The following is a 25,069-nucleotide window of genomic DNA, read 5'->3' on the forward strand; positions in this document are numbered from 1 at the left end:
GGATACGGATGCCGCGCAACTTCACGCTGTTCACCGGCCAGTGGGCGGACCTGCCGCTGGAGGAGGTCTGCCGACTCGCCCGTGACTTCGGCTACGACGGCCTCGAACTCGCCTGCTGGGGCGACCACTTCGAGGTGGACAAGGCGCTCGCCGACCCGTCCTACGTCGCCGGCCGCCACCAGCTCCTGGAGAAGTACGGCCTGAAGTGCTGGGCCATCTCCAACCACCTGGTGGGGCAGGCGGTGTGCGACGCCATCATCGACGAACGCCACCAGGCGATCCTGCCCGCCCGCATCTGGGGCGACGGCGAGGCAGAGGGCGTACGGCAGCGGGCCGCCGCCGAGATCAAGGACACCGCGCGCGCTGCGGCCCTCCTCGGCGTCGACACCGTCATCGGCTTCACCGGCTCCGCCATCTGGCACCTGGTCGCCATGTTCCCGCCCGCCCCCGAGCCGATGATCGAGCGCGGCTACGAGGACTTCGCCGAGCGGTGGAACCCGATCCTGGACGTCTTCGACGCCGAGGGCGTGCGGTTCGCGCACGAGGTCCACCCCAGCGAGATCGCCTACGACTACTGGACGACCGTACGCGCCCTGGAGGCGGTCGACCGCCGGCCGGCCTTCGGCCTCAACTTCGACCCCTCCCACTTCGTGTGGCAGGACCTCGACCCGGTCGGCTTCCTGTGGGACTTCCGCGACCGGATCTACCACGTCGACTGCAAGGAGGCCCGCAGGCGCCTCGACGGCCGCAACGGCCGCCTCGGCTCCCACCTGCCCTGGGGCGACCCGCGGCGCGGCTGGGACTTCGTCTCCGCCGGCCACGGCGACGTCCCCTGGGAGGACGTCTTCCGCATGCTGCGCTCCATCGACTACCGGGGTCCCGTCTCCGTCGAGTGGGAGGACGCCGGCATGGACCGGCTCCAGGGCGCCCCCGAGGCGCTGACCCGCCTCAAGGCCTTCGACTTCGAGCCGCCCAGCGCGTCCTTCGACGCCGCGTTCAACAGCTGATCCGCGCGCCCGACGGCAGGTCGGGGACGGGGACCGGAACATCCGCCGGTCCCCGGTCCGACCTGCCCGGATCCCGCTTTGTCCTGAGTTGGGAAAAAGTTCAACCGGTCCCGGTCCAAGGGGTGTTCGCCCCGGAAGAACGCGGTTACCGTCCCTGAAGTGTTCAGGACACCCACGCCTCCGGGGTGACGGCGCACCCCGGCGCCCGCACGCACCGCACGTCTTCGCACCCGTTCCGTACGGCCCACCCGTTCCCGGAGGGACTTCGTGCACAGAAGCAGACTCAAATCCACCCGGACCACGAGACGTCCCAGACTCCGCACCTCTCTCGCCCTGTTCACCGGCCTGTTGCTGGCCGTGGGCACCCCGGCGACCGTCGCCGGCGCCCACCCGGGCCACCCGGAGCACGACGAGACGGCAGCCGCCGAAGGGCAGTTCCAGCAGGTACCGCTCGCCAAGGGCGAGCCCGAGATGGGCGAGCCGATGTCGCTCGCCGTGCTCCCGGACCGCAGCGTCCTGCACACCTCGCGCGACGGCACACTGAGGATCACCGACCAGGGCGGCGTCACCAAGGTCGCCGGCAAGCTCGACGTCTACAGCCACGACGAGGAAGGGCTGCAGGGCGTCGGCATCGACCCGGACTTCGAGAACAACCGGGCGATCTACCTCTACTACGCCCCGCCGCTCGACACCCCGGCCGGCGACGCCCCGGAGAACGGCACCGCCGAGGACTTCGAGAAGTTCGACGGCGTCAACCGCCTCTCCCGGTTCGTCCTCAACCCCAACGGCACGCTGGACATGGCCAGCGAGAAGAAGGTCCTGGACGTCGCGGCCTCCCGCGGCACCTGCTGCCACGTCGGCGGCGACATCGCCTTCGACGCCGAGGGCAACCTCTACCTCTCCACCGGCGACGACACCAACCCCTTCGCCTCCGACGGCTACACGCCGATCGACGAGAGGGCGGACCGCAACCCGGCCTTCGACGCCCGCCGCAGCTCCGGCAACACCAACGACCTCCGCGGCAAGATCCTCCGCATCAAGGTCGCCGAGGACGGCTCGTACACCGTCCCGGAGGGCAACCTCTTCGCCCCGGGCACCGAGAAGACCCGCCCCGAGATCTACGCGATGGGCTTCCGCAACCCGTTCCGGATGAACATCGACAAGAAGACCGGCACCATCTACGTGGGCGACTACGGCCCCGACGCGGGCGCCGCCGACCCGAACCGGGGTCCGGGGGGACAGGTCGAGTTCGCCAAGGTCACCGAGGCGGCCAACTTCGGCTGGCCGTTCTGCACCGGCGACAACGACGCCTACGTCGACTACGACTTCGCCACCGGCGCCTCCGGCGAGACGTTCGACTGCGCCGCCCCGAAGAACACCTCCCCGCACAACACCGGCCTGGTCGACCTGCCGCCCGCGCAGCCCGCCTGGATCCCCTACGACGGTGACTCCGTACCGGAGTTCGGCACCGGCTCCGAGTCCCCGATGGGCGGCCCGGTCTACCGCTACGACCCCGAGCTCGACTCCAGCGTGAAGTTCCCCGAGGCGTACGACGGCGACTTCTTCGCCGGCGAGTTCGGCCGCCGCTGGATCAAGCGGATCGAGCAGAACGAGGACGGCACGGTCGCGACGATCAACGACTTCCCGTGGACCGGCACCCAGATCATGGACATGGAGTTCGGCCCCGACGGCGCGCTCTACGTCCTCGACTACGGCGTCTCCTGGTTCCAGGGCGACGAGAACTCCGCGCTGTACCGGATCGAGAACGCCGAGGACGGCTTCTCCCCGATCGCCGAGGTCAGCGCGGACAAGACGTCCGGTGCGGCAGGCCTGAGGGTCAAGTTCACCGGCAGCGCCAAGGACGCCGACTCCCCGGACCTCACCTACAGCTGGGACTTCGGCGACGGCACCAAGGGCGAGGGCCTCACCCCCACCCACCGGTACAAGAAGGTCGGCACCTACACCGCGACCTTCACCGCGAAGGACGCCGAGGGCAACACCGGCAACGCCAGCGTCCGGATCGTGGTCGGCAACACCGAGCCCACGGTGAAGATCACCGTGCCGGGCAACGGCAGCCTGGCCGCCTTCGGCGAGCCCGTGCCGTTCAAGGTGACGGTCACCGACCCCGAGGAGACCATCGACTGCTCCAGGGTCAAGGTCGCCTACAGCCTCGGCCACGACTCCCACGCCCACGAGCTGACCAGCGAGACGGGCTGTGAGGGCACCCTCAAGCCGCCCGCCGGGGACGGCGGTCACGACCCCAACGCCAACATCTACGGTGTCGTCGGCGCCAGTTACACCGATGGCGGGGCCAACGGCCAGGAGGCCCTGACCGGCACCGCGCGCACCGTGCTCCAGCCGCTGCACCGCCAGGCCGAGCACTTCACCACCCAGTCGGGCGTGAACACCTTCGACAAGGCCACGGCCAACGGCGGCAAGACCGTCGGCGACATCAACGACGGCGACTGGATCTCCTTCAGCCCCTACCGCTTCAAGGGCCAGAAGAAGATGACCGTACGGGCCTCCTCAGGCGGCTCCGGCGGCTTCATCGAGCTGCGCACCGGCTCGCCCACCGGCAAGCTGCACGGCTCGGCGTACATCCCGCCGACGGGCGGTTGGGAGACGTTCCAGGACGTCGACGTGCCGCTGCGGTCGCTGCCGAAGCGCACCACGGAGATCTACCTGGTCTTCCGGGGCGGCGACGGCGCGCTGTACGACGTGGACGACTTCGAGTTCTCCACCGAGCCGTTCAAGAAGGGCAAGAAGGTCCTGGTCTTCTCCAAGACGGCCGGCTTCCGCCACGACTCCATCCCGGAGGGCGTCGCCGCCCTGAAGGAGCTGGGCGCCCCGGCCGGCATCTCGGTCACCGCGACCGAGGAGGCCCGGCAGTTCACCACCGCCAACCTCGCCAAGTACGACGCGGTGGCCTTCCTGTCCACCACCGGTGACGTGCTCAACGCCGAGCAGCAGAAGGCGTTCGAGAACTACGTGGCGGGCGGCGGCGGTTACATGGGCATCCACGCCGCCGCCGACACCGAGTACGACTGGGAGTTCTACGGCGGACTCGTCGGCGCCTACTTCGACTCGCACCCGGCCATCCAGAAGGCCACCGTGCGCGTCCACGACCACGACCACCCGTCCACCGCGCACCTCGACGACGCCTGGGAGCGCACCGACGAGTGGTACAACTACCGCACCAATCCGCGTGAGCAGGCCAAGGTCCTCGCCACCCTCGACGAGACCACCTACGACGGCGGCACCATGAAGGGCGACCACCCGATCGCCTGGTGCCAGAGCTACGGCGGCGGCCGCTCCTTCTACACCGGCGGCGGCCACACCAAGGAGTCGTACGCCGACGAGGCCTTCCGCACCCATCTGCTCGGCGGCATGCAGTACGCCACCGGCCAGGTGAAGGCGGACTGCAAGCCGGACAAGGGCTACCGGGAGATCTTCAACGGCCAGACCCTGGACGGCTGGAAGCAGGCCGGCCCCGGAAAGTTCGTCGTCAAGGACGGCACCATGGAGTCCGAGGGCGGCATGGGTCTGCTCTGGTACCAGGCCAAGGAGCTTCAGTCGTACTCCCTCAAGCTCGACTGGAAGATGCAGGGTGACGACAACTCCGGGATCTTCGTGGGCTTCCCGGCCTCCGACGACCCCTGGTCCGCGGTGAACAAGGGCTACGAGATCCAGATCGACGCCACGGACGCGGCCGACCGCACCACGGGCTCCGTCTACTCCTTCAAGTCGGCGGACATCAAGGCCCGTGACCAGGTCCTGCGGCCGCCCGGCCAGTGGAACTCCTACGAGATCAAGGTCCGCGGCGAACGCCTCCAGGTGTTCCTCAACGGAGTCAAGATCAACGACTTCACCAACAAGGATCCCGAGCGGAGCCTGACCGACGGCTACATCGGCCTGCAGAACCACGGCGCCGACGACCAGGTCTCCTTCCGGAACATCCAGCTGAAGGAACTGCCCTCCTAGGGCGAACTGCCCTTCTGGGGCTAACTGCCCTTCTGGGGCGAACTGTCCTTCTGGGGCAACCGGAACGGCGGCGGGCGGAGGACGCCGGACCTCCGCCCGCCGTCCCGCCGGGGCCGACGCACCCGGCACCCCGCTCGTCCCCCTCCGGCGCTCGCACCAGGTTCGCGTACGACAAGGAGGCTGCCCATGTCCGCCGAACCGTCCCTCCCCGTCCCCTCCCCGGCCCCCCGATTCGGCGTCTGGCTCATCGGGGCACGCGGTTCCGTCGCCACCACCGCGATCGTGGGCTGCGCCGCCGTCGCCGCCGGGCTCCACCCGCCGACCGGCATGGTCACCGAGACCGCTCCCTTCACCTCGTGCGGTCTGCCCTCGCTGTCGTCCCTCGTCTTCGGCGGCCACGACACCGTCGACTGCCCGCTGCCCAAGCGTGCCGAGCACCTCGCCGACGGCGGTGTCCTGCCGCACGGCCTGCCGTCCGCCGTGCACGCCGAACTCGTCGCCGCCGACCGGGAGATCAGGCCCGGCGGCCCCCCGCCCGGTGACACCGGCCGCACCCAGGACCAGTGGATCGACGTGTTCGCGGCCGACATCCGCGACTTCGTGCGCCGCCAGGACCTCGCGGGCGCCGTCGTGATCAACGTGGCCTCCACCGAGCCGGCCCCCACCGACGGCTCCCTGCCGCCCAGCTCCCTCTACGCGGCGGCCGCCCTGCGTGCCGGCTGCCCCTACGTCAACTTCACCCCCTCCACGGGCCTGCACCACCCGGCGCTGGCCCCGCTCGCCGCCTCCTCGGGCCTGCCGTACGCGGGCCGCGACGGCAAGACGGGCCAGACCCTCCTGCGCTCGGTACTCGGCCCGATGTTCCTGCAACGCGCCCTCGCCGTGCGCGCCTGGTCCGGCACCAACCTCCTGGGCGGCGGCGACGGCGCGGCCCTGGCCGACCCGGCCGCGGCGGCGGCGAAGAACGCCGGCAAGGAACGCGTCCTCGCCGACACCCTCGGCACCACTCCCGAGGGCGAGGTCCACATCGACGACGTACCGGCCCTCGGCGACTGGAAGACGGCCTGGGACCACATCGCCTTCGACGGCTTCCTCGGCGCCCGCATGATCCTCCAGACCACCTGGCAGGGCTGCGACTCGTCCCTCGCCGCCCCCCTCGTCCTCGACCTGGCCCGACTGACCGTCCGCGCCCGGCAGAAGGGCCTGACCGGCCCGCTGAGCGAGCTGGGCTTCTACTTCAAGGACCCGGTCGGCGACGGCCCGTCGTCACTGGCCGAGCAGTACACGGACCTGAGGCACTTCGCCGAACGACTGCGGCCCGCCGCCACCGACCCCAAGGCCCACCGATGAGCCGCCCGGCACCCGACGCCCATGACATGCCCGCACGGGGGGAGCCCGCGCGGGACGTGAGCGGGCGGGACGACTCCCCAGGGGCGCGGGACATGCGCGGGCAGGACGACTCCCCAGGAGCGCGGGGAACTGCGCGAACAACCACAACGCACCCGCACACGACGGGACGCGTGCAGGACACGCCTGCGCGGGGCGAGTCCGCGCAGGGCGGCCTCGCGCCGGCAGACGGCCCGGCACCCGGGGACGCTGCCTTGTCCTCCGGCGGCGGCGCCGCGCCCCGCACCGCCCGCTCTCGCTCGGGCCGTGCGGGCGCGTGGGCGGAACTGCTGCGCCTGCCCGCGCTGTTCACCGTCCCCGGCGACGCCCTGGCCGGTGCGGCGGCGGCCGGTGTGCGCCCCGGGCCCCGCACCCTGCTCGCCATCGGATCCTCCCTGTGCCTGTACGAGGCCGGCATGGCCCTGAACGACTGGGCGGACCGCGCCGAGGACGCCGTGGAGCGCCCGCACCGCCCGCTGCCGTCCGGCCGTGTCCGTCCGGCCGCCGCCCTCACCGCCGCCGGTGCCCTCACCGGCGCCGGACTGGCGCTCGCCGCCGGTGCGGGACGCCCCGCCCTCGCGGTGGCCGCGCCCCTGGCGGCGACCGTCTGGGCCTACGACCTCGCCCTGAAGCACACGCCCGCCGGTCCCGCGGCCATGGCCGCCGCCCGCGGACTCGACCTGCTCCTGGGCGCCGCGGCCACCGGCGGCGGCACCCGCGCCGCACTGCCCTCCGCCGCGCTGCTCGGCAGTCACACCCTCGCGGTCACGGCCGTCTCCCGTCGGGAGACCACCGGCGGATCGGCCCTGGCCCCTCTGGCGGCCCTCGCGACGACGGGGGTGCTGACCCGGCTGGTCACCCACCGCCGCACCCGACTCCCGGCAGGCCGGCGGGCAGCAGCCGCCCCCGGCCTGCCGGGCTCCAGCCCCGCCGCGCGCCCGCCCGGGGCCACCGGCGCCCTCGCCACCGTCCTGGGCGCCGCCTACGCCGCCACGGCCGCCCGCCCGTACTTCCACGCCACGCTCAACCCTTCACCTCCCCTCACCCAACGCGCCGTGGGCGGCGGCGTCCGCGCCACGATCCCACTCCAGGCCGCCCTCGCCGCCCGCTCCGGCGCGACCGCCACGTCCCTCCTGGTCGCGGCCCTGGCCCCGGCCGGCCGGATGTTCGCGAGGAGGGCCGGTATGAGGAAGGTGAGCATCACATGAGCCGGAACCCGAACCAGGGCGCGAGCCAGCAGGTGACCGAGGCCGTTCGTGTCCCGGCCCCGGAGGCGAGCCGGGACACGAGCGGCGGCACGGCTCGGTACGTGAGCCGGGATGCGACCGGGGGCGGTCGTGTTCCGGCTGTGGGGGCGAGTCGGGACGTGATGGGTCGCCCGGCCCGGGAGGGGAGCGGCGACGGTCATGGTTTGGGCCGGGGCACGAGCCGGGACGTGAGCCGAGCCGTACGCGTGGACGGGGCCCGGGACGTGAACCGGAGTGCCCGTACCCCGCTCCGTTTCGGCTACGGCACCAACGGCCTCGCCGACCTCCGCCTCGACGACGCCCTCGCCCTCCTCGCCGACCTCGGCTACGAGGGCGTGGGCCTGACCCTCGACCACATGCACCTCGATCCGCTCGCCCCGGACCTCGCCGCCCGCACCCGCCGGGTCGCGCACCGTCTCGACGAGCTCGGGCTCGGCGTGACCGTGGAGACCGGCGCCCGCTATGTGCTCGACCCCCGCCGCAAGCACGGCCCCTCGCTGCTGGACCCCGACCCGGACGACCGCGCCCGCCGCGTCGACCTCCTCCTGCGCGCCGTCCGCGTCGCCGCCGACCTCGGCGCGCACGCCGTGCACTGCTTCAGCGGCATCGTCCCCGACGGCACCGACGAGGACACCGTCTGGAAACGCCTCGCCGAGACCCTCACCCCCGTCCTGGACGCCGCCACCACCGCCGGCGTCCCCCTCGCCGTCGAACCCGAACCCGGCCACCTCCTCGCCACCCTCGCCGACTTCCACCACCTGCGCCGCACGCTCGGCGATCCCGAGCCCCTCGGCCTCACCCTGGACATCGGCCACTGCCAGTGCCTCGAACCCCTCCCGCCCGCCGACTGCGTACGCGACGCCGCACCCTGGCTGCGCCACGTCCAGATCGAGGACATGCGCCGAGGCGTCCACGAACACCTCCCCTTCGGCGACGGCGAGATCGACTTCCCGCCCGTCCTCGAGGCCCTCGCCGCCACCGGCTACCAGGGCCTGACGGTCGTCGAACTGCCCCGCCACTCCCACGCGGGCCCCCACTTCGCCGCCCGCTCCCTCCCGTTCCTCCGCCACGCCGCCCCTTCCGTCCCCGTCCCACCGCACGGCGATCCCTCCGCCACCCCCGAAGGGAGCAGAACCCCATGACCCGCCCCCATGTCACCCCGGCCACCCCGGAGGCAGACACCACCGGCGGACCGGCGACCCCCGGTGACGGCACCACCCCCGCCCTCACCCCGCCCGCCGAACTGCGCCGCCGCCTCGCCGACCGGCTGGGCGGAGCCGCCCGCGCCTGGCTCGACCAGGCCCTGGACGAGGCCGCCACCCACCCCGGCACCCACGGGCCCATCTCCGTGTGGGAGCTGCGTCTGGCCGAGGCCGGCCGCCGCTGCGGTCCCGCCCACGCCGACGCCGCCCGCGTCCTCATCCTGCACGCGGCCCACGCCGACGCCGACGCCCTGACCCGGGTCTACTTCCAGGGCACCGCCGACGAACGCCGCGCCGTCCTGCACGCCCTGCCGCACCTCGTGCCCGACGGCCCCGGCGCCCTCCCGCTCGTCGAGGACGCCCTGCGCACCAACGACACCCGGCTCGTCGCCGCCGCCCTCGGCCCCTACGCCGCCCGGCACCTGGACGCCCACGCCTGGCGGCACGCGGTCCTGAAGTGCCTGTTCACCGGTGTCGGCCTCGACCACGTGGCGGACCTGGCCCGGCGCGCCCGGGGCGACGGCGAACTCGCCCGCATGCTCGGCGACTACGCCGCGGAACGCACCGCCGCCGGCCGCGCCGTCCCCGAGGACCTGCACCGCGTCCTGGCCCTGACCGAGTCCGCCCCCGCCACCCCGCCGCACGGCACGGACGACCCCCACGGCAAGGAGTCCTGATGCGCATCTTCGACCCCCACATCCACATGACGTCGCGCACCACCGACGACTACGAGGCCATGTACGCCGCGGGCGTCCGCGCCGTCGTCGAGCCCTCCTTCTGGCTCGGCCAGCCCCGCACCTCCCCGGCCTCCTTCCTCGACTACTTCGACGCCCTCCTCGGCTGGGAACCCTTCCGCGCCGCCCAGTACGGCATCGCCCACCACTGCACGCTCGCCCTCAACCCCAAGGAGGCGAACGACCCGCGCTGCACGCCCGTCCTCGACGCGCTGCCCCGGTATCTCGTCAAGGACAACGTGGTGGCCGTCGGCGAGATCGGCTACGACTCCATGACCCCCGCCGAGGACACCGCCCTCGCCGCCCAGCTCCAGCTCGCCGCCGACCACGGCCTGCCCGCGCTGGTGCACACCCCGCACCGCGACAAGCTCGCCGGGCTGCGCCGCACCCTGGACGTGGTCCGCGAGTCCGCCCTGCCCACCGACCGCGTCCTGGTCGACCACCTCAACGAGACCACCGTCAAGGAGGCCAAGGACAGCGGCGCCTGGCTCGGCTTCTCCGTCTACCCGGACACCAAGATGGACGAGGAGCGGATGGTCTCCATCCTGCGCGCCTACGGCCCCGAGCAGGTCCTGGTGAACTCCGCCGCCGACTGGGGGAGGAGCGACCCCCTCAAGACCCGCAAGGTCGCCGACCTGATGCTCGCCGAGGGCTTCACCGAGGACGACGTCGACCGGGTGCTGTGGCGCAACCCCGTCGCCTTCTACGGACTCAGCGGCCGCCTGAACCTCGACGTCGACGCCACCGACGCCACCCACGAGGGCAATTCCATCCTGCGCGGCGCACCGAGAGACGAGCCCCAGCCGGCCGGCGCCCCCGCCACGGAGGCGTGAGCCATGCGTTTCCGCCACCCCGACGGCTCCACCGTCCACCTCGCCTACTGCACCAACGTGCACCCCGCCGAAACCCTGGACGGTGTCCTCGCCCAGCTCCGCGACCACTGCGAGCCGGTACGCCGCCGCCTCGGCCGGGACAGGCTGGGCATCGGCCTGTGGCTCGCCAAGGACGCCGCGCACGCCCTCGTCACCGACCCCGCCGCCCTGCGCGGACTGCGCTGCGAACTCGACCGGCGCGGCCTGGAGGTCGTCACCCTCAACGGCTTCCCCTACGAGGGCTTCGGCGCCGAAGAGGTCAAGTACCGCGTCTACAAACCGGACTGGGCCGACCCCGAGCGCCTGGAACACACCACCTCCCTGGCCCGCGTCCTCGCCGGGCTCCTCCCCGACGACGTCACCGACGGCAGCATCTCCACCCTGCCGCTGGCCTGGCGCACCGCCTACGACGAGCAGCGCGCACAGACGGCCCGCACCGCCCTGCGCACCCTCGCCGAACGCCTCGACGCCCTCCAGGAACTGACCGGACGCTCCATCCGCGTCGCCCTGGAACCGGAACCCGGCTGCGTCGTCGAGACCACCCGGGACGCCATCGCCCCGCTCACCGCGATCGCCCACGACCGCGTCGGCATCTGTGTCGACACCTGCCACCTCGCCACCTCCTTCGAAGACCCGCACACCGCCCTGGACGACCTCACCCGGGCCGGCGTACCCGTGGTCAAGTCCCAGCTCTCCGCCGCCCTGCACGCCGAACAGCCCCACCTCCCCGAGGTCCGCGAGGCCCTGGCCGCCTTCGCCGAACCCCGCTTCCTGCACCAGACGCGCACCTCCACCCTCGCCGGACTGCGCGGCACCGACGACCTCGACGAGGCCCTGGCCGGCGACGCCCTGCCCGACGCGGCGCCCTGGCGCTCCCACTTCCACGTCCCGCTGCACGCGGCCCCCACCGCGCCCCTCACCTCCACGCTGCCCGTCCTGAAATCCGCCCTGACCCGGCTGGTCGGCGGCCCGCACCCCCTCACCCGCCACCTGGAGGTCGAGACCTACACCTGGCAGGCCCTCCCGCCCGAGCTGCGCCCCCGCGGCCGCACCCAGCTCGTCGACGGCATCGCCGCCGAACTCACCCTGGCCCGCGACCTCCTGACGGACCTCGGCCTGAAGGAGCTCCCATGACCGACCCCACCCCCCTGCTCGTCCTCGACGTCGTGGGCCTCACCCCCCGTCTCCTCGACCACATGCCCCACCTCAAGACGCTCGGCCGGTCCGGCTCCCGTGCCCCGCTCGGCACCGTCCTGCCCGCCGTCACCTGCGCCGCCCAGTCCACCTTCCTCACCGGCACCACGCCCTCGGAGCACGGCATCGTCGGCAACGGCTGGTACTTCCGCGAACTCGGCGACGTACTGCTGTGGCGGCAGCACAACGGCCTCGTCGCCGGCGACAAACTCTGGGACGCCGCCCGCCGCGCCCACCCCGGCTACACCGTCGCCAACATCTGCTGGTGGTACGCCATGGGCGCCGACACCGACATCACCGTCACCCCCCGCCCCGTCTACTACGCCGACGGCCGCAAGGAACCCGACTGCTACACCCGGCCGCCCGCCCTGCACGACGAACTCACCGGGAAACTCGGCACCTTCCCCCTCTTCCACTTCTGGGGCCCCGGAGCCGACCTGGTCTCCAGCCAGTGGATCATCGACGCCACCCGCCACATCATGCGCACCCGCCACCCCGACCTGACCCTCTGCTACCTCCCTCACCTCGACTACGACCTGCAGCGCTTCGGCCCCGACGACCCGCGCTCCCTGCAAGCGGCCGCCGACCTCGACGCCGCCCTGGCCCCGCTGCTCGACGACGCCCGCGCCGAGGGCCGTACCGTCGTCGCCCTGTCCGAGTACGGCATCACCCGCGTGAACCGGCCCGTGGACATCAACCGCGCCCTGCGCCGCGCCGGCCTCCTCGAGGTCCACACCCAGGACGGCATGGAGTACCTCGACCCGATGGCCTCCCGCGCCTTCGCGGTCGCCGACCACCAGCTCGCCCACGTCTACGTGCGCCGCCCCGAGGACCTCGACGCCACCCGCGCCGCCCTCGACGGACTGCCCGGCATCGAGCAACTCCTCGACGACGAGGGCAAGAAGACCCACCACCTCGACCACCCGCGCGCCGGCGAACTCGTCGCCGTCGCCGAACCCGACGCCTGGTTCACGTACTACTACTGGCTCGACGACGACCGCGCGCCCGACTTCGCGCAGCTCGTCGAGATCCACCGCAAACCCGGCTACGACCCGGTCGAACTCTTCATGGATCCCCTCGACCCCTACGTCAAGGTCAAGGCGGCCACCGCCCTGGCCCGCAAGAAGCTCGGCATGCGCTACCGCATGGCGGTCGTGCCCCTGGACCCCTCACCTATTCGCGGCAGCCACGGCCGCCTCCCCGCGAGCGACGACGACGGTCCGCTCCTCATCTGCTCCACCCCCCGCGCTGTCGGAGACCGCGTCGCGGCCACCGATGTCAAACAACTCCTGCTCCGGCTGGCCGGACTCGGCTGACGCACCACCCGGCACGGCCCTCCGAGATCCGACTACTGAGAGTGAAACACACGGCACTGACAACGGCCGGTCCCGGCGGGACCGGAACCGGCCACGACCGAGAAGGCAGGCCACTCGTGACCCCGTACTCCGCCCCTTCACGCACCGAAGCCGCCGACGCCCCGGACGAGGGACTGCGCCGCACCCTCGGTGTGGACCGGCGCCGTTTCCTCAGCACCTGCACCGCCGTGGCGGCCGGAGCCGTCGCCGCCCCCGTCTTCGGCGCCGCCCCCGCCCTGGCCCACGACCGGGACAGAGACCACGGACACGGGCACGGACGCGGGCAGGTGCTCGTCCCGCCGCACAAGCGCGGCATCATCCTCTACACCGTCCGTGACGCCACCGCCCGCGACCCGCTCGCCACGGACCTGCCCTCCGGCTTCCGTGAGGTGTTCAAGCAACTCGCCCGCCACGGCTACCGCCAGGTGGAGTTCGCCGGCTACCGCCAGCACGCGAACGCACCCGGCGGCGCCGACCTGGAAAGCATCGAGGGCGCGAAGCTGCTGCGCTGCTGGCTCGACGACCACGGTCTGCGCGCCCAGGGCAACCACGGCTTCATCCCGGGCTCCTGGCCGCTCACCACGGCGGACAAGGACACCTTCAAGAAGCACCTGGAGATCGCCAACATCCTCGGCATGGACCACATGGGCACCGGCGGCGACCCCACCGGCAGCTCCTACCGCGCCGACTGGGACGTGGCCGCCGACAAGTGGAACGCCCTCGGCGCGATCGCCCGCCGCGAGGGCATCAAGCTCTACACCCACAACCACGACAGCGCCTACGGCTTCCTGCTCGACGGCGGCCCGCTGGACGACCAGGGCCGGCCGACCCGCAGCTCCGGCATCCGGAAGCTGGAGTACTTCCTGAAGATCACCGACCCGCGGCTCGTCTGGCTGGAGATGGACATCTTCTGGGCGCACGTCGCCCAGTACAAGTTCCACACGTACACCGCCCACGACGGCTCGACCAGGAAGAACGTCTTCGACCCGGCCGGCCTGGTCGCCCGCAACAACAAGCGCTACCCGCTGTTCCACGCCAAGGACGGCGTCGTCAGCACGACCAACGGCATGGGCTACGACATGGTGCCCTTCGGGACCGGCGTCATCGACTACACGACGTTCTTCTCGCGGGTCGGACAGCGGAACTACCACAACCCGATGGTCGAGGACGACAACTCCCCGAGCGCCACCGACCCCGCGCAGTCGCTGCGCGAGGCCAAGATCAGCTACGACAACATGGCGGCCCTGCGCAAGCGGCGCCGCTGACCCGGAACACGGACCGGGCGGCCCCTCCCGCGTGCTGCGGGAGGGGCCGCCCGGTCCGTGCGGGGGAGGCTTCGCCGGGTCATCCCTCGCCGAGCGGCCGGGGGTTGGGCGTGACGCGCTTGCCCTTCGAGCGTCCCGGTGGCTGCAGGAACAGCGCCACGAACCCGGCGAAGATCGAGATGCAGCCCGCCAGGGTGAAGGCGCCGTTGTAGCCCCAGGCGCCGACGACCACGGCCCCCATGCCCGCGCCCAGACCGGAGACGAGCTTGGAGCTGTAGACCATCCCGTAGTTGGTGGCGTTGTTGTTCTCACCGAAGTAGTCCGCCGTCAGCGCGGCGAACATCGGGAAGATGGCGCCGCCGCCGAAGCCCGAGACGGCCGAGAAGATCAGGAACAGCGGCAGGTTCTTGATCTCGGCCGACCAGATGATGCCGAACTGGGCCAGTCCCAGAATGGCGCACACATAGAGCAGGCACTGCTTGCGGCCGTAGAGGTCGGAGAGCCAGCCGATGACGCCGCGCCCGGTGCCGTTGACGATCGCCTTCAGCGACATCGCGGTGGCCACGATGCCGGCCGCGAAGCCCGCGTCCTCACCGATGTCGACCTGGAAGGCGATGCCGAAGATGTTCACGCCGGAGGTGCAGGCGAGACAGAACCACATCAGCGCCACCCGGCCGGTCCTCCACGCCTCCATCGGGGAGTACTGCTTGACGGCCGGGGGGTTCTTCTCCAGCGAACGCCGGGCCCGCGGGTCGTCCGGCGGGTTCAGCGGGTCGACGGCGGCCGGCCACCAGTTCTTCGGCGGGTCCCGGAAGTAGAAGCCGGCGACAGCCACCGTCGCGGCCAGGAAGACACCCGCCGAGACCAGCACCCAGCGGAAGTTGGAGGTGTCCATGTAGCCGTGGAAGATGAAGACGAACGGCACCGAGCCGTAGGCGAAACCGCCGTTGACGAAGCCGGTCTTACCGCCCCTGCGCTCCGGGTACCACTTGCCGACCATGTTGACGCAGGTCGCGTACACCATGCCCGCGCCCATCCCGCTGAACACGCCGAACCCGATGAAGGCGAGCGAGACATGCGGCGCGAACGCCAGCGACAGATAGCCGAGCAGCGTGCCGGCCGAACCCAGCATCATCGCCCAGCGCGCGGGAAGTTTGCCGCTCTCACGCAGCCGCCCCGCCGGAAACGCGACCGCGGCCTGGCAGAACACCCAGGCGGTCATCATCCAGTAGATGTTGCCGCTGGACCAGTGATGGGCCTCGTGGAGCGTGTCCTCGGCGGACGCGAACGCGTACTCGGCGGAGGAGATGCCCATCATGCCGATCCACGGCAGGATCACCATCCACTTGCGCTTGCGCCCCATGATGTCGATGTCGGACTCGCCCACGCGGTAGACGCGCCCGTTCCTGTCGGTCACCTCCCGGTAGGCGGCGACCCGTGTGACATCGGTGGTTGTCATGTCGTTTGCACCCCTAGCGTCGAAAGTTCTGGCCAGCGCCCCCTGTCCAATGCCTTTCGTGCGCGCGCGGGTCCCCGGGGCCGGCCGACGCGCACCCGCCGGCCGGCCCCTCGCGGCTCACCTCATGCGCCGCCCCCCAACAACCCCGCGGCCCGCGCCCACCGGTACTTGGCGCCCAGCACGGCCACCGGCTTCTCGGTGGTGTACGGGTACGCCACGACCCCGCGCTCGAAGAGGTACTGGCAGGCCTCCTCCACCTCCACGTCGCCCGCCAGGGACGCCACCACGGGCTTCTCGATCCCGCGCTCCCGGAACTCCGCCACCACCCGCGCGGTGAGTTCCGCGAACACCATGGGAGGAGTGACGATCGTGTGCCAGTAACCGAGCACCAGCGCGTGGATGCGCGGGTCCTCAAGACCCAGCCGGATCGTCGCCTCGTACGTCGACGGCGGCTCCCCGCCGGTGATGTCCACGGGGTTGCCCGCGGCCCCGAACGGCGGGATGAACTCCCGGAAGGCCGCGTCCAGATCGGCTGGGATCTCCATCAGCGACAGCCCGTTGTCCGTCACCGCGTCCGACAGCAGCACCCCGCTGCCGCCGGCCCCGGTGATGATCACCACGTTGTCGCCCCGCGGAGTGGGCAGCACCGGCAACGCGCGCGCGTACTCCAGCATGTCGTTCAGGCCCGGCGCCCGGATGACGCCCGCCTGCCGCAGGATGTCGTCGTACACCGCGTCGTCGCCCGCCAGGGCGCCGGTGTGCGAGCCCGCGGCCTTCGCGCCCGCCGCCGTACGCCCCGCCTTCAGCACCACGACCGGTTTCTTCGGCACGGTCTCCCGCGCGGCCTCGACGAACGCGCGCCCGTCCTTGAGGTCCTCCAGGTGCATCGCGATGCACTCGGTGTGCGGGTCCTCCCCGAACCAGGTCAGCAGGTCGTCCTCGTCCAGGTCCGACTTGTTGCCCAGGCCGACGATCGCCGACACCCCCGTCTTCGTGGTCCGCGCGAAGCCCAGGATCGCCATCCCGATGCCGCCCGACTGGCTGGTCAGCGCGACCCCGCCCTTGACGTCGTACGGCGTGCAGAACGTGGCGCACAGGTCCTGCCAGGTCGAGTAGTAGCCGTAGATGTTGGGTCCGAGCAGCCGGACGCCGTGCCGCTCGGCGACCGCCACGATCTCGTCCTGGAGTCCGTGCTCACCGGTCTCCGCGAACCCGGAGGGGATCAGTACGGCGTTCGGGATCCGCTTGCGCCCCACCTCCTCCAGCGCCGAGGCCACGAACCTGGCGGGGATCGCGAAGACCGCCACATCCACCTCACCGGGCACGTCGGTGACACTCTTGTACGCCTTGCGGCCCAGAATGTCATCGGCCTTGGGGTTCACCGGATGGATCTCCCCGGCGAAGCCGCCGTCGACGAGGTTGCGCATCACCGAGTTGCCGATCTTGCCGGGCTCGTTGGAGGCCCCGATCACGGCCACCGAACGCGGCTGCATCAGCCGCCGCATGGAGGCGAGGATCTCCCCGCGCGAGTAGCGGCGCCGCTCCTTCGGCGCCCCGGTGGAGAGGATCACGCGGATGTCGGCGGCGACCGCTCCGTCCGCGGTGGCGATCACCGGGTTGAGGTCCACCTCGGCGATCTCCGGGAAGTCCGCCACCAGTTGCGACACCCGCCGGATCTGCTCGGCGACCGCCCACCGGTCCACACCCTCCTGGCCCCGCACCCCGCGCAGGACCTCCGCCGCCCGGATCGAGTCCAGCATCGACAGCGCCTCGTCGGCGTCCACGGGCGCCAGCCGGAACGTGACGTCCTTGAGCACCTCGACGAGCACCCCGCCGAGCCCGAACGCCACGACCTTCCCGAACGTCGGATCGGTGACCGCGCCGACGATGACCTCCTGCCCCTTCGGCAGCAGCTCCTGCACCTGCACGCCGTCGATCCGCGCATCCGGGGCGTACGCCCGCGCGTTCTCGACGATCCGGCAGAATGCCGCCCGTACGTCCGCCGCGCCCTCCACTCCGACGATCACACCGCCGGCGTCGGTCTTGTGCAGGATGTCCGGTGAAACGATCTTCATCACGACGGGCCCGCCGAACCGCGCCGCGTACGCCACGGCCTCGTCGACGTCCGTCGCCAGCTCCTCACCGGGCACGGCGATCCCGTACGCGTCGGCGATCACCTTGCCCTCGGGTGCGGTGAGCGCGGTACGGCCCTCTGCGCGCACCGAGTCCAGCAGCGCGCGGACCCGCGGCGTCCGGTCCTCGGCCATCACGTCAGATCACCCCGTTCGACTTGAGCAGGCGCAGCTCCTCGTCCCCGAGGCCCAGTTCACCGACGTAGACCTCTGCGTTGTGTTCGCCGAGCAGCGGGGAGGCGACCACGTCCACGGGGGAGTCGGAGAGCTTCAGCGGGCTGCCGACGGTGACGAACTCGCCGCGCTCGGGGTGCGGGACGGTGACGACCATCTCGTTGGCGACCAGTGAGCGGTCCTCGATGATCTCCCTGGTGGACAGGATCGGCCCGCACGGGATGTTGTGCGCGTTCAGCCGCTCCAGCACCTCCCACTTGGGCAGCGTCGAGGACCACTCCTCGATCAGCTGGAACATCTTGTTCAGCTTGGGCAGCCGGGACTCCGGCGTCGCCCACTCGGGGTCGTCGGCCAGCTCGGGCCGGCCGATGAGCTCGCTGAGCGGTTTCCAGCCGACGGGCTGCACGATGACGTACACGTAGTCGTTCGGGCCGCCCGGAGCGCACTTCACCGCCCAGCCCGGCTGGCCTCCGCCGGACGCGTTCCCGGAGCGGGGAACCTCGTCGCCGAAGTCCTCGTTGGGATATTCGGCGAGTGGACCATGGGTCAGGCGCTGCTGGTCGCGCAGCTTCACCCGGCAGAGGTTGAGCACCGCGTGCTGCATGGCCACGTTCACCCGCTGCCCGCGCCCGGTGCGCTCCCGCTGGAACAGCGCGGCGAGAATGCCGGCCACCGCGTGCACACCCGTGCCCGAGTCCCCGATCTGGGCCCCCGTAGCCAGCGGCGGCCCGTCCTCGAAACCGGTGGTCGACATCGACCCGCCCATGGCCTGAGCGACTACCTCGTACGCCTTGAAGTTGGTGTACGGGCCGTCCCCGAACCCCTTGATGGAGGCATAGACGATCCGTGGATTGATCTCCTTGATGCGGTCCCAGGTGAACCCCATCCGGTCGATCGCGCCCGGCCCGAAGTTCTCGACCATGACGTCCGAGCGCCGGATCAGCTCGGTGAGGATCTCCTTGCCGCGTTCGGTCTTGGTGTTGAGGGTGATGCTCCGTTTGTTGCAGTTGAGCATCGTGAAGTAGAGGGAGTCGACGTCCGGCAGGTCGCGCAGCTGCTTGCGCGTGATGTCGCCGGTCGGCGCCTCCAGCTTGACGACGTCCGCGCCGAGCCAGGCCAGCAGCTGGGTCGCGGAGGGCCCGGACTGGACATGCGTCATGTCCAGGACGCGGATGCCCTCAAGTGCCTTGGGGGTCATGGGCGCACCTCACTTGTACATGGTCTGGTTCATGGTTCCGGGGGCGTACGCGTCGGGGTCCACCCAGACGTTGATCAGCGACGGCTTGCCGGACTCACGGGCCCGGCGCAGCGCGGGGCCGATGTCGGCGGGGTCGCGGACCTCCTCGCCGTGACCGCCCAGCATCCGCGCGAACTCGTCGTACCGGACGTCGCCGAGGGTGTTGCCGACCCGCTCGCGCTCCTTGCCGTACTTGGCGGCCTGGCCGTAGCGGATCTGGTTCATCGAGGAGTTGTTGCCGACGATGCCGACGAAGGGGAGGTCGTAGCGGACGAGGGTCTCGAAGTCCCAGCCGGTGAGCGAGAAGGCGCCGTCGCCGAAGAGCGCGACGACCTCCTTGTCGGGCCGTGCCTGCTTGGCGGCGAGCACGAAGGGGACACCGACGCCGAGGGTGCCGAGCGGTCCCGGGTCCATCCAGTGCCCGGGTGACTTGGGCTGCACGACCTGCCCGGAGAAGGTGACGATGTCGCCGCCGTCGCCGATGTAGATCGAGTCCTCGGTGAGGAAGTCGTTGATCTCGCTGACCAGCCGGTACGGATGGATGGGCGAGGCGTCCGACCTCAGCTGCGGCAGCCGCTTCTCCAGGGCGGTGTGCTCGGCCGCCCGCAGCTCGTCCAGCCACTCCTTGCGCCTGGACGCACCCCCGTTCACCCGCCCGGAGGCCGCCTCGGTCACCGACTTCAGCACCAGCCCCGCGTCGCCCACGATCCCGAGGTCGATGTCGCGGTTCTTGCCGACGGTGCGGTAGTCGAGGTCGATCTGCACGACCGTCGCGTCGGGGGAGAGCCGCTTGCCGTAGCCCATGCGGAAGTCGAAGGGCGTACCGACGATCACGATGACGTCGGCGTTGGAGAAGGCGTACCGCCGTGACAGCTGGAAGTGGTGCGGGTCCCCGGGCGGGAGCGTGCCGCGTCCCGCGCCGTTCATGTACGCGGGGATGTTGAGGGTGCGCACCAGCTCGATGGCGGCCTCGGTGCCCCGGGTCGTCCACACCTGGCTGCCGAGCAGGATCGCCGGCTTCTCGGCGTGCACCAGCAGATCGGCCAGCCTCTCGACCGCCTCGGGATCACCGGCCGACCGGGTCGACGCCCGGTACGCGCCCTGCTGTGGCACGCGCGCCTTGGACACCGGCACCTTGGCGTCCAGCACATCGCGCGGGATCTCCAGGAAGGAGGGGCCGGGGGCGCCGTGGTAGCACTCGCGGAAGGCCATCGACACCATGTCCGCCGCACGCGCCGTGTCGGGCACGGCCGCCGCGAACTTGGTGATGGGGTTCATCATGTCGACGTGCGGCAGGTCCTGCAGCGACCCCATCTTGTGCTGGGCGAGCGCCCCCTGACCGCCGATCAGCAGCATCGGGGACTCCGCGCGGAAGGCGTTGGCGACTCCGGTGACGGCGTCGGTCGTCCCCGGACCGGCGGTGACGACCGCGCAGCCGGGCTTGCCGGTGACGCGCGCGTAGCCGTCGGCGGCATGGGCGGCCACCTGCTCGTGCCGTACGTCGACGACCTCGATGCCCTCGTCGACGCAGCCGTCGTAGATGTCGATGATGTGGCCGCCGCACAGCGTGTAGATGCGGTCGACGCCCTCGGCCTTGAGTGCCTTGGCGACGAGATGACCGCCTGAGATGACGTCCTGGGTGTCGTCGGGCATGGCGAAGTCCTTGTCCCTTCCTAGGGGGTGGGGAACGCTCTCGCGGTACATTGCATACAGTCGACGAATACTGTATGAAGCTTGTTATCCCGCATCCGATGGGTGGTGTCCAGGGGGTGCGCGGCACTTTTCGGTCGCCGGTCTCCGGCCCCTCCTCGGACCTTCCGGCGACTTCGCAGACAGGAGCCGAGATGGACCTGTACGAACACCAGGCAAGGGAACTCTTCGCAGAACACGGCATCGTGGTGCCGTCGGCCGAGGTCACCGACTCGCCCGAACAGGCCCGCGAGATCGCCCGCCGGCTCGGCGGCCGAGTGGTCGTCAAGGCGCAGGTCAAGACCGGCGGACGGGGCAAGGCGGGCGGCGTCAAGCTCGCCGCCGACCCGGCCGCCGCCGAACTCACGGCGCGTCAGATCCTCGGCATGGACATCAAGGGCCACACGGTCGGCACGGTGATGCTGGCCCGGCCCGTCGACATAGAGGAGGAGTTCTACGTCTCCTACGTCCTCGACCGTGCCGCCGGTCGCTTCCTCGCCATCGCCTCCGCCGAGGGCGGCATGGACATCGAGGAGGTCGCCGCGACCCGCCCGGAGGCGGTCGCCCGCATCCCCGTCGACCCGGCCGAGGGGGTCACCCCGGCGACGGCGTCCCGCATCGCCGAGGCGGCCGGACTGCCGCCGCAGACGGTCGACGTGCTCGTCCGGCTGTGGGACGTCCTCGTCCGCGAGGACGCCCTGCTCGTCGAGGTCAACCCGCTGGTCCGCACCACCGACGGCCGGATCATGGCGCTCGACGGCAAGGTCACCCTCGACGACAACGCCGTCTTCCGCCAGGCACGCTGGGGAGCCGAGGACGGCACCCACCACGACCCGTTGGAAGCGGCCGCGGCCGCGAAGGGCCTCAACTACGTCAAGCTCGACGGCGAGGTCGGCGTCATCGGCAACGGCGCCGGACTCGTCATGTCCACCCTCGACGTGGTGGCCGGCTGCGGAGCCCGCCCCGCCAACTTCCTCGACATCGGCGGCGGCGCCTCCGCGCAGATCATGGCGGACGGTCTGTCGGTCGTCCTCTCCGACCCGTCCGTGAAGTCCGTCCTCGTCAACGTCTTCGGCGGCATCACCGCCTGCGACGCGGTCGCCGACGGCATCGTCCGCGCCCTGGACACCGTACGGCTGACCAAGCCGCTCGTCGTACGGCTCGACGGCAACAACGCGGCCCGGGGCCGGGCCGTTCTCGACGAGCGCCGGCACCCGCTCGTCGAACAGGCCACCACCATGGACGGCGCCGCGAGCCGGGCCGCCCACCTCGCCACCACACCCTGAGGAGACCGGACGGCATGGCGATCCACCTCACCAAGGAGAGCAAGGTCCTCGTCCAGGGCATGACCGGCGGCGAGGGCATGAAGCACACCCGGCGGATGCTCGCCGCCGGCACGAACGTCGTCGGCGGCGTCAACCCCCGCAAGGTCGGCCGCAGCGTCGACTTCGATGACCGTACGGTCCCCGTCTTCGGCTCGGTCGCCGAGGGCATGGACGCGACGGGAGCCGACGTCACCGTCGTCTTCGTACCGCCCGCCTTCGCCAAGTACGCCGTCGTCGAGGCCGCCGACGCCGGCATCGGCCTCGCGGTCGTCATCACCGAGGGCATCCCCGTCCACGACTCCGTCGCCTTCCTCGCCCACGCCCGGCACAAGGGCACCCGCGTCATCGGCCCCAACTGCCCCGGCCTGATCACCCCCGGCCAGTCCAACGCCGGCATCATCCCGGCCGACATCACCAAGCCGGGCCGTATCGGACTGGTCTCCAAGTCCGGCACGCTCACCTACCAGCTCATGTACGAGCTGCGGGACACCGGCTTCTCCACCTGCGTCGGCATCGGCGGCGACCCCGTCGTCGGCACCACCCACATCGACTGTCTCGCCGCCTTCCAGGACGACCCCGACACCGACCTGATCGTCCTCATCGGTGAGATCGGCGGCGACGCGGAGGAACGCGCGGCGGCGTACATCCGCGACCACGTCACCAAGCCCGTCGTCGGCTACATCGCCGGCTTCACCGCACCCGAGGGCCGCACCATGGGCCACGCCGGCGCCATCGTCTCCGGCTCGTCCGGTACGGCGCGGGCGAAGAAGGAGGCGCTGGAGGCGGCCGGAGTCAGGGTCGGCGACACGCCCACGGAGACGGCCCGGCAGGTGCTCGCCGCCCTGAACGCCGACGGCTGAAGCCCCTGGGAACCCCCCTTTTCTCTCGACCGTGCACCGAGAGCGGAGCGAACCGCATGCCACCCACCCTCACCCTCAAATCCGGCACCTCCTGGACCGACGCCTGGCAGCGCTGCCTCACCGTCGCCCCCGAGGCCTTCCGGGACGACCGGGTCCTCAACCTCTGGAACGCCGCCTGGCAGCCGGACGGCCGGGCGCTGCCCGCCGTCAGCCCCGTCGACGGCAGTCCCGTCGCGGGCCCGCCGCGCCTGGACCGGGTCACCGCCCGGCAGGCCGTGCGCGCCGCGCTCGACCGGCACCGCGCCTGGCGGCACGTCCCGCTGCCGGAGCGCCGGGCCCGCGTCGCCGCCACCCTCGACGCCCTCACCCAGCACCGCGAACTCCTCGCGCTGCTGCTCGTCTGGGAGATCGGCAAACCCTGGCGGCTCGCCCGGGCGGACGTCGACCGCGCCATCGACGGCGTGCGCTGGTACGTCGACGGCATCGACGGCATGCTCGACGGCCGGGCCCCGCTCGACGGACCCGTCTCCAACATCGCGAGCTGGAACTACCCGATGAGCGTGCTCGTTCACGCATTGCTGGTACAGGCACTGGCGGGCAACGCGGTCATCGCCAAGACCCCGACCGACGGCGGCGTCGCCTGCCTGACCCTGGCCTCGGCACTCGCCGCCCGCGAGGGGATACCCGTCACCCTCGTCAGCGGCAGCGGGGGCGAGCTGTCCGAGGCGCTGGTGCGGGCGCCCGAGGTCGGCTGCGTCTCCTTCGTCGGTGGCCGCGACACCGGCGCCGCCGTCGCCACCGCCGTCGCCGACCTCGGCAAACGGCACATCCTCGAGCAGGAAGGACTCAACACCTGGGGCATCTGGAACCACTCGGACTGGGACACCCTCGGCGCGGTGATCCCCAAACTCTTCGACTACGGCAAGCAGCGCTGCACGGCCTACCCGCGCTTCGTCGTCCAGCGACGGCTCTTCGACGACTTCCTGGCCGCCTACCTCCCCGCGGTCCGCACGCTCCGGGTCGGCCACCCGCTCGCCGTCGAACACCCCTCCGACCCCCACCCGCGGCTGGACTTCGGGCCGGTGATCAACGCGGCCAAGGCGAAGGAGCTCCACGACCAGGTCGCCGAGGCCATCGACCGCGGCGCCGTCCCGCTGCACCGGGGCACGCCGTCCGACGCCCGCTTCCTGCCCGGCCAGGACACCTCGGCGTACGTCCAGCCGGTCACGCTGCTGAACCCGCCCCGCTCCTCCCCGCTGCACCACGCGGAGCCGTTCGGCCCGGTCGACACCATCGTCCTGGTCGACACGGAGGCGGAACTGCTGGCCGCCATGAACGCGTCCAACGGCGCGCTGGTGGCCACGCTCTCCACGGACGACCGGTCCACCTACGACCGGCTGGCCCCGCACATCCGCGCCTTCAAGGTCGGCCACGGCGTCCCGCGCTCCCGCGGCGACCGCGACGAGCTGTTCGGCGGCTTCGGCGCGTCCTGGCGCGGCGCGTTCGTCGGCGGCGACCTCCTGGTCCGCGCCGTGACCCGGGGCCCGGCCGGGGAACGCCTGCCCGGCAACTTCCCGGAGTACCAGCTCATGCCCCGACACACGTGACCGCCCGGACACACACCGTGCACCCCGCCCCGCCTCCGCCCGGAGGGACGGAAAACGCAGGTGAAAGGCGCTGCGAAACCTTGGTATGGTTGTCCATGTCGCCGCGGGGGGAACACCCCGCCGAGGCGGCGGACACCTTGTCCGGGTGGCGGAATGGCAGACGCGCTAGCTTGAGGTGCTAGTGCCCTTTATCGGGCGTGGGGGTTCAAGTCCCCCCTCGGACACATCGCTCAGTCGATGGCCCCGACCGAAACGGTCGGGGCCATCGACTGTTCTCGTGTCACCGAGGGTGACGCGTGACGTCCCGGAGGGGTGTGTCCCTCCTTCGGTTCCTCGGCCCGCA

17 protein-coding genes and 1 tRNA gene are annotated in these 25,069 nt (G+C 71.6%); 14 read left to right on the forward strand and 4 right to left on the reverse strand.

Annotated elements, in window-relative coordinates; genetic code table 11:
• The first annotated feature begins 8 nt into the window (after positions 1-8).
• The 10 genes from AMK33_RS04340 (at position 9) to AMK33_RS04385 (ending at position 14,243) form a co-directional block, all read left to right on the forward strand.
• A complete protein-coding gene (locus tag AMK33_RS04340; RefSeq protein ID WP_073931310.1) occupies positions 9-1,007 on the forward strand; it encodes a sugar phosphate isomerase/epimerase family protein in 999 nt (332 codons plus the stop codon).
• Positions 1,008-1,274: 267 nt separating this feature from the next.
• Positions 1,275-4,988: a ThuA domain-containing protein gene (locus AMK33_RS04345; RefSeq protein WP_073931311.1), complete on the forward strand. Its 3,714-nt coding sequence runs from the start codon at positions 1,275-1,277 to the stop codon at positions 4,986-4,988.
• Between the two features lie 186 nt (positions 4,989-5,174).
• Entirely contained in the window at positions 5,175-6,338 is a 1,164-nt protein-coding gene (locus AMK33_RS04350; RefSeq protein WP_073931312.1) for an inositol-3-phosphate synthase, read from the forward strand.
• Positions 6,339-6,508: 170 nt separating this feature from the next.
• On the forward strand, positions 6,509-7,582 hold the full coding sequence (locus AMK33_RS04355) for an SCO3242 family prenyltransferase (RefSeq protein WP_443030902.1): 1,074 nt from the start codon (positions 6,509-6,511) through the stop codon (positions 7,580-7,582).
• Between the two features lie 227 nt (positions 7,583-7,809).
• Entirely contained in the window at positions 7,810-8,763 is a 954-nt protein-coding gene (locus tag AMK33_RS04360) for a sugar phosphate isomerase/epimerase family protein (protein ID WP_107425003.1), read from the forward strand.
• Positions 8,760-9,500: an EboA domain-containing protein gene (locus AMK33_RS04365; RefSeq protein WP_073931314.1), complete on the forward strand. Its 741-nt coding sequence runs from the start codon at positions 8,760-8,762 to the stop codon at positions 9,498-9,500. Before AMK33_RS04360 ends, AMK33_RS04365 begins: the two co-directional genes overlap by 4 nt.
• The gene (locus AMK33_RS04370; RefSeq protein ID WP_073931315.1) at positions 9,500-10,390 is read left to right on the forward strand and encodes a TatD family hydrolase; all 891 of its coding nucleotides are present in this window, start codon (positions 9,500-9,502) and stop codon (positions 10,388-10,390) included. Before AMK33_RS04365 ends, AMK33_RS04370 begins: the two co-directional genes overlap by 1 nt.
• 3 nt (positions 10,391-10,393) lie before the next feature.
• Positions 10,394-11,563, forward strand: coding sequence for a metabolite traffic protein EboE (gene eboE, locus AMK33_RS04375; protein WP_073931316.1), 1,170 nt, complete (start codon positions 10,394-10,396; stop codon positions 11,561-11,563).
• Complete coding sequence (locus AMK33_RS04380) at positions 11,560-12,939, forward strand: nucleotide pyrophosphatase/phosphodiesterase family protein (RefSeq protein ID WP_073931317.1); 1,380 nt, start codon at positions 11,560-11,562, stop codon at positions 12,937-12,939. The genes eboE and AMK33_RS04380 overlap by 4 nt, the downstream gene beginning before the upstream one ends.
• A 116-nt stretch (positions 12,940-13,055) precedes the next feature.
• Positions 13,056-14,243 (forward strand): sugar phosphate isomerase/epimerase family protein, encoded by a 1,188-nt coding sequence (locus tag AMK33_RS04385; RefSeq protein ID WP_073931318.1) that lies wholly within the window; start codon positions 13,056-13,058, stop codon positions 14,241-14,243.
• Between the two features lie 79 nt (positions 14,244-14,322).
• Here the strand turns inward: AMK33_RS04385 and AMK33_RS04390 are convergent, their stop codons facing one another.
• The 4 genes from AMK33_RS04390 to AMK33_RS04405 all read right to left on the reverse strand — a co-directional run bounded on the left by AMK33_RS04390 (position 14,323) and on the right by AMK33_RS04405 (position 20,898).
• Positions 14,323-15,702, reverse strand: coding sequence for an OFA family MFS transporter (locus tag AMK33_RS04390; protein ID WP_073931319.1), 1,380 nt, complete (start codon positions 15,700-15,702; stop codon positions 14,323-14,325).
• Between the two features lie 122 nt (positions 15,703-15,824).
• Complete coding sequence (locus AMK33_RS04395) at positions 15,825-17,969, reverse strand: acetate--CoA ligase family protein (protein ID WP_073931528.1); 2,145 nt, start codon at positions 17,967-17,969, stop codon at positions 15,825-15,827.
• A gap of 4 nt (positions 17,970-17,973) precedes the next feature.
• Positions 17,974-19,206 carry a formyl-CoA transferase gene (gene frc / locus AMK33_RS04400; protein ID WP_073931320.1) on the reverse strand — a complete coding sequence of 411 codons (1,233 nt, stop codon included), beginning with the start codon at positions 19,204-19,206 and terminating at the stop codon, positions 17,974-17,976.
• A gap of 9 nt (positions 19,207-19,215) precedes the next feature.
• The gene (locus AMK33_RS04405) at positions 19,216-20,898 is read right to left on the reverse strand and encodes a thiamine pyrophosphate-binding protein (RefSeq protein ID WP_073931321.1); all 1,683 of its coding nucleotides are present in this window, start codon (positions 20,896-20,898) and stop codon (positions 19,216-19,218) included.
• Positions 20,899-21,089: 191 nt separating this feature from the next.
• Here AMK33_RS04405 and sucC point away from each other — a divergent pair, with 191 nt between their 5' ends.
• From sucC to AMK33_RS04425, 4 genes are all read left to right on the forward strand, one after another.
• Entirely contained in the window at positions 21,090-22,220 is a 1,131-nt protein-coding gene (gene sucC / locus AMK33_RS04410; protein ID WP_073931322.1) for an ADP-forming succinate--CoA ligase subunit beta, read from the forward strand.
• Positions 22,221-22,234: 14 nt separating this feature from the next.
• Positions 22,235-23,119 carry a succinate--CoA ligase subunit alpha gene (gene sucD, locus AMK33_RS04415; RefSeq protein ID WP_073931323.1) on the forward strand — a complete coding sequence of 295 codons (885 nt, stop codon included), beginning with the start codon at positions 22,235-22,237 and terminating at the stop codon, positions 23,117-23,119.
• Between the two features lie 56 nt (positions 23,120-23,175).
• A complete protein-coding gene (locus AMK33_RS04420) occupies positions 23,176-24,726 on the forward strand; it encodes an aldehyde dehydrogenase family protein (RefSeq protein WP_073931324.1) in 1,551 nt (516 codons plus the stop codon).
• A 139-nt stretch (positions 24,727-24,865) separates the two neighbouring features.
• A tRNA-Leu gene (locus tag AMK33_RS04425) sits at positions 24,866-24,950 on the forward strand.
• The last annotated feature ends 119 nt before the right edge of the window (positions 24,951-25,069 follow it).

It is taken from the genome of Streptomyces sp. CB02400 (genome assembly GCF_001905725.1).
Lineage (GTDB): Bacteria > Actinomycetota > Actinomycetes > Streptomycetales > Streptomycetaceae > Streptomyces > Streptomyces atrovirens.

Bases quoted from the DNA above. Each gene is read 5' to 3' on its own strand.
- AMK33_RS04340 (WP_073931310.1), top strand. From the start codon at position 9: ATGCCGCGCAACTTCACGCTGTTCACCGGCCAGTGGGCGGACCTGCCG.
- AMK33_RS04350 (WP_073931312.1), top strand. From the start codon at position 5,175: ATGTCCGCCGAACCGTCCCTCCCCGTCCCCTCCCCGGCCCCCCGATTC.
- AMK33_RS04365 (WP_073931314.1), top strand. From the start codon at position 8,760: ATGACCCGCCCCCATGTCACCCCGGCCACCCCGGAGGCAGACACCACC.
- AMK33_RS04370 (WP_073931315.1), top strand. From the start codon at position 9,500: ATGCGCATCTTCGACCCCCACATCCACATGACGTCGCGCACCACCGAC.
- eboE (WP_073931316.1), top strand. From the start codon at position 10,394: ATGCGTTTCCGCCACCCCGACGGCTCCACCGTCCACCTCGCCTACTGC.
- AMK33_RS04380 (WP_073931317.1), top strand. From the start codon at position 11,560: ATGACCGACCCCACCCCCCTGCTCGTCCTCGACGTCGTGGGCCTCACC.
- AMK33_RS04390 (WP_073931319.1), bottom strand. From the start codon at position 15,702: ATGACAACCACCGATGTCACACGGGTCGCCGCCTACCGGGAGGTGACC.
- AMK33_RS04395 (WP_073931528.1), bottom strand. From the start codon at position 17,969: ATGGCCGAGGACCGGACGCCGCGGGTCCGCGCGCTGCTGGACTCGGTG.
- frc (WP_073931320.1), bottom strand. From the start codon at position 19,206: ATGACCCCCAAGGCACTTGAGGGCATCCGCGTCCTGGACATGACGCAT.
- AMK33_RS04405 (WP_073931321.1), bottom strand. From the start codon at position 20,898: ATGCCCGACGACACCCAGGACGTCATCTCAGGCGGTCATCTCGTCGCC.
- sucC (WP_073931322.1), top strand. From the start codon at position 21,090: ATGGACCTGTACGAACACCAGGCAAGGGAACTCTTCGCAGAACACGGC.
- sucD (WP_073931323.1), top strand. From the start codon at position 22,235: ATGGCGATCCACCTCACCAAGGAGAGCAAGGTCCTCGTCCAGGGCATG.
- AMK33_RS04420 (WP_073931324.1), top strand. From the start codon at position 23,176: ATGCCACCCACCCTCACCCTCAAATCCGGCACCTCCTGGACCGACGCC.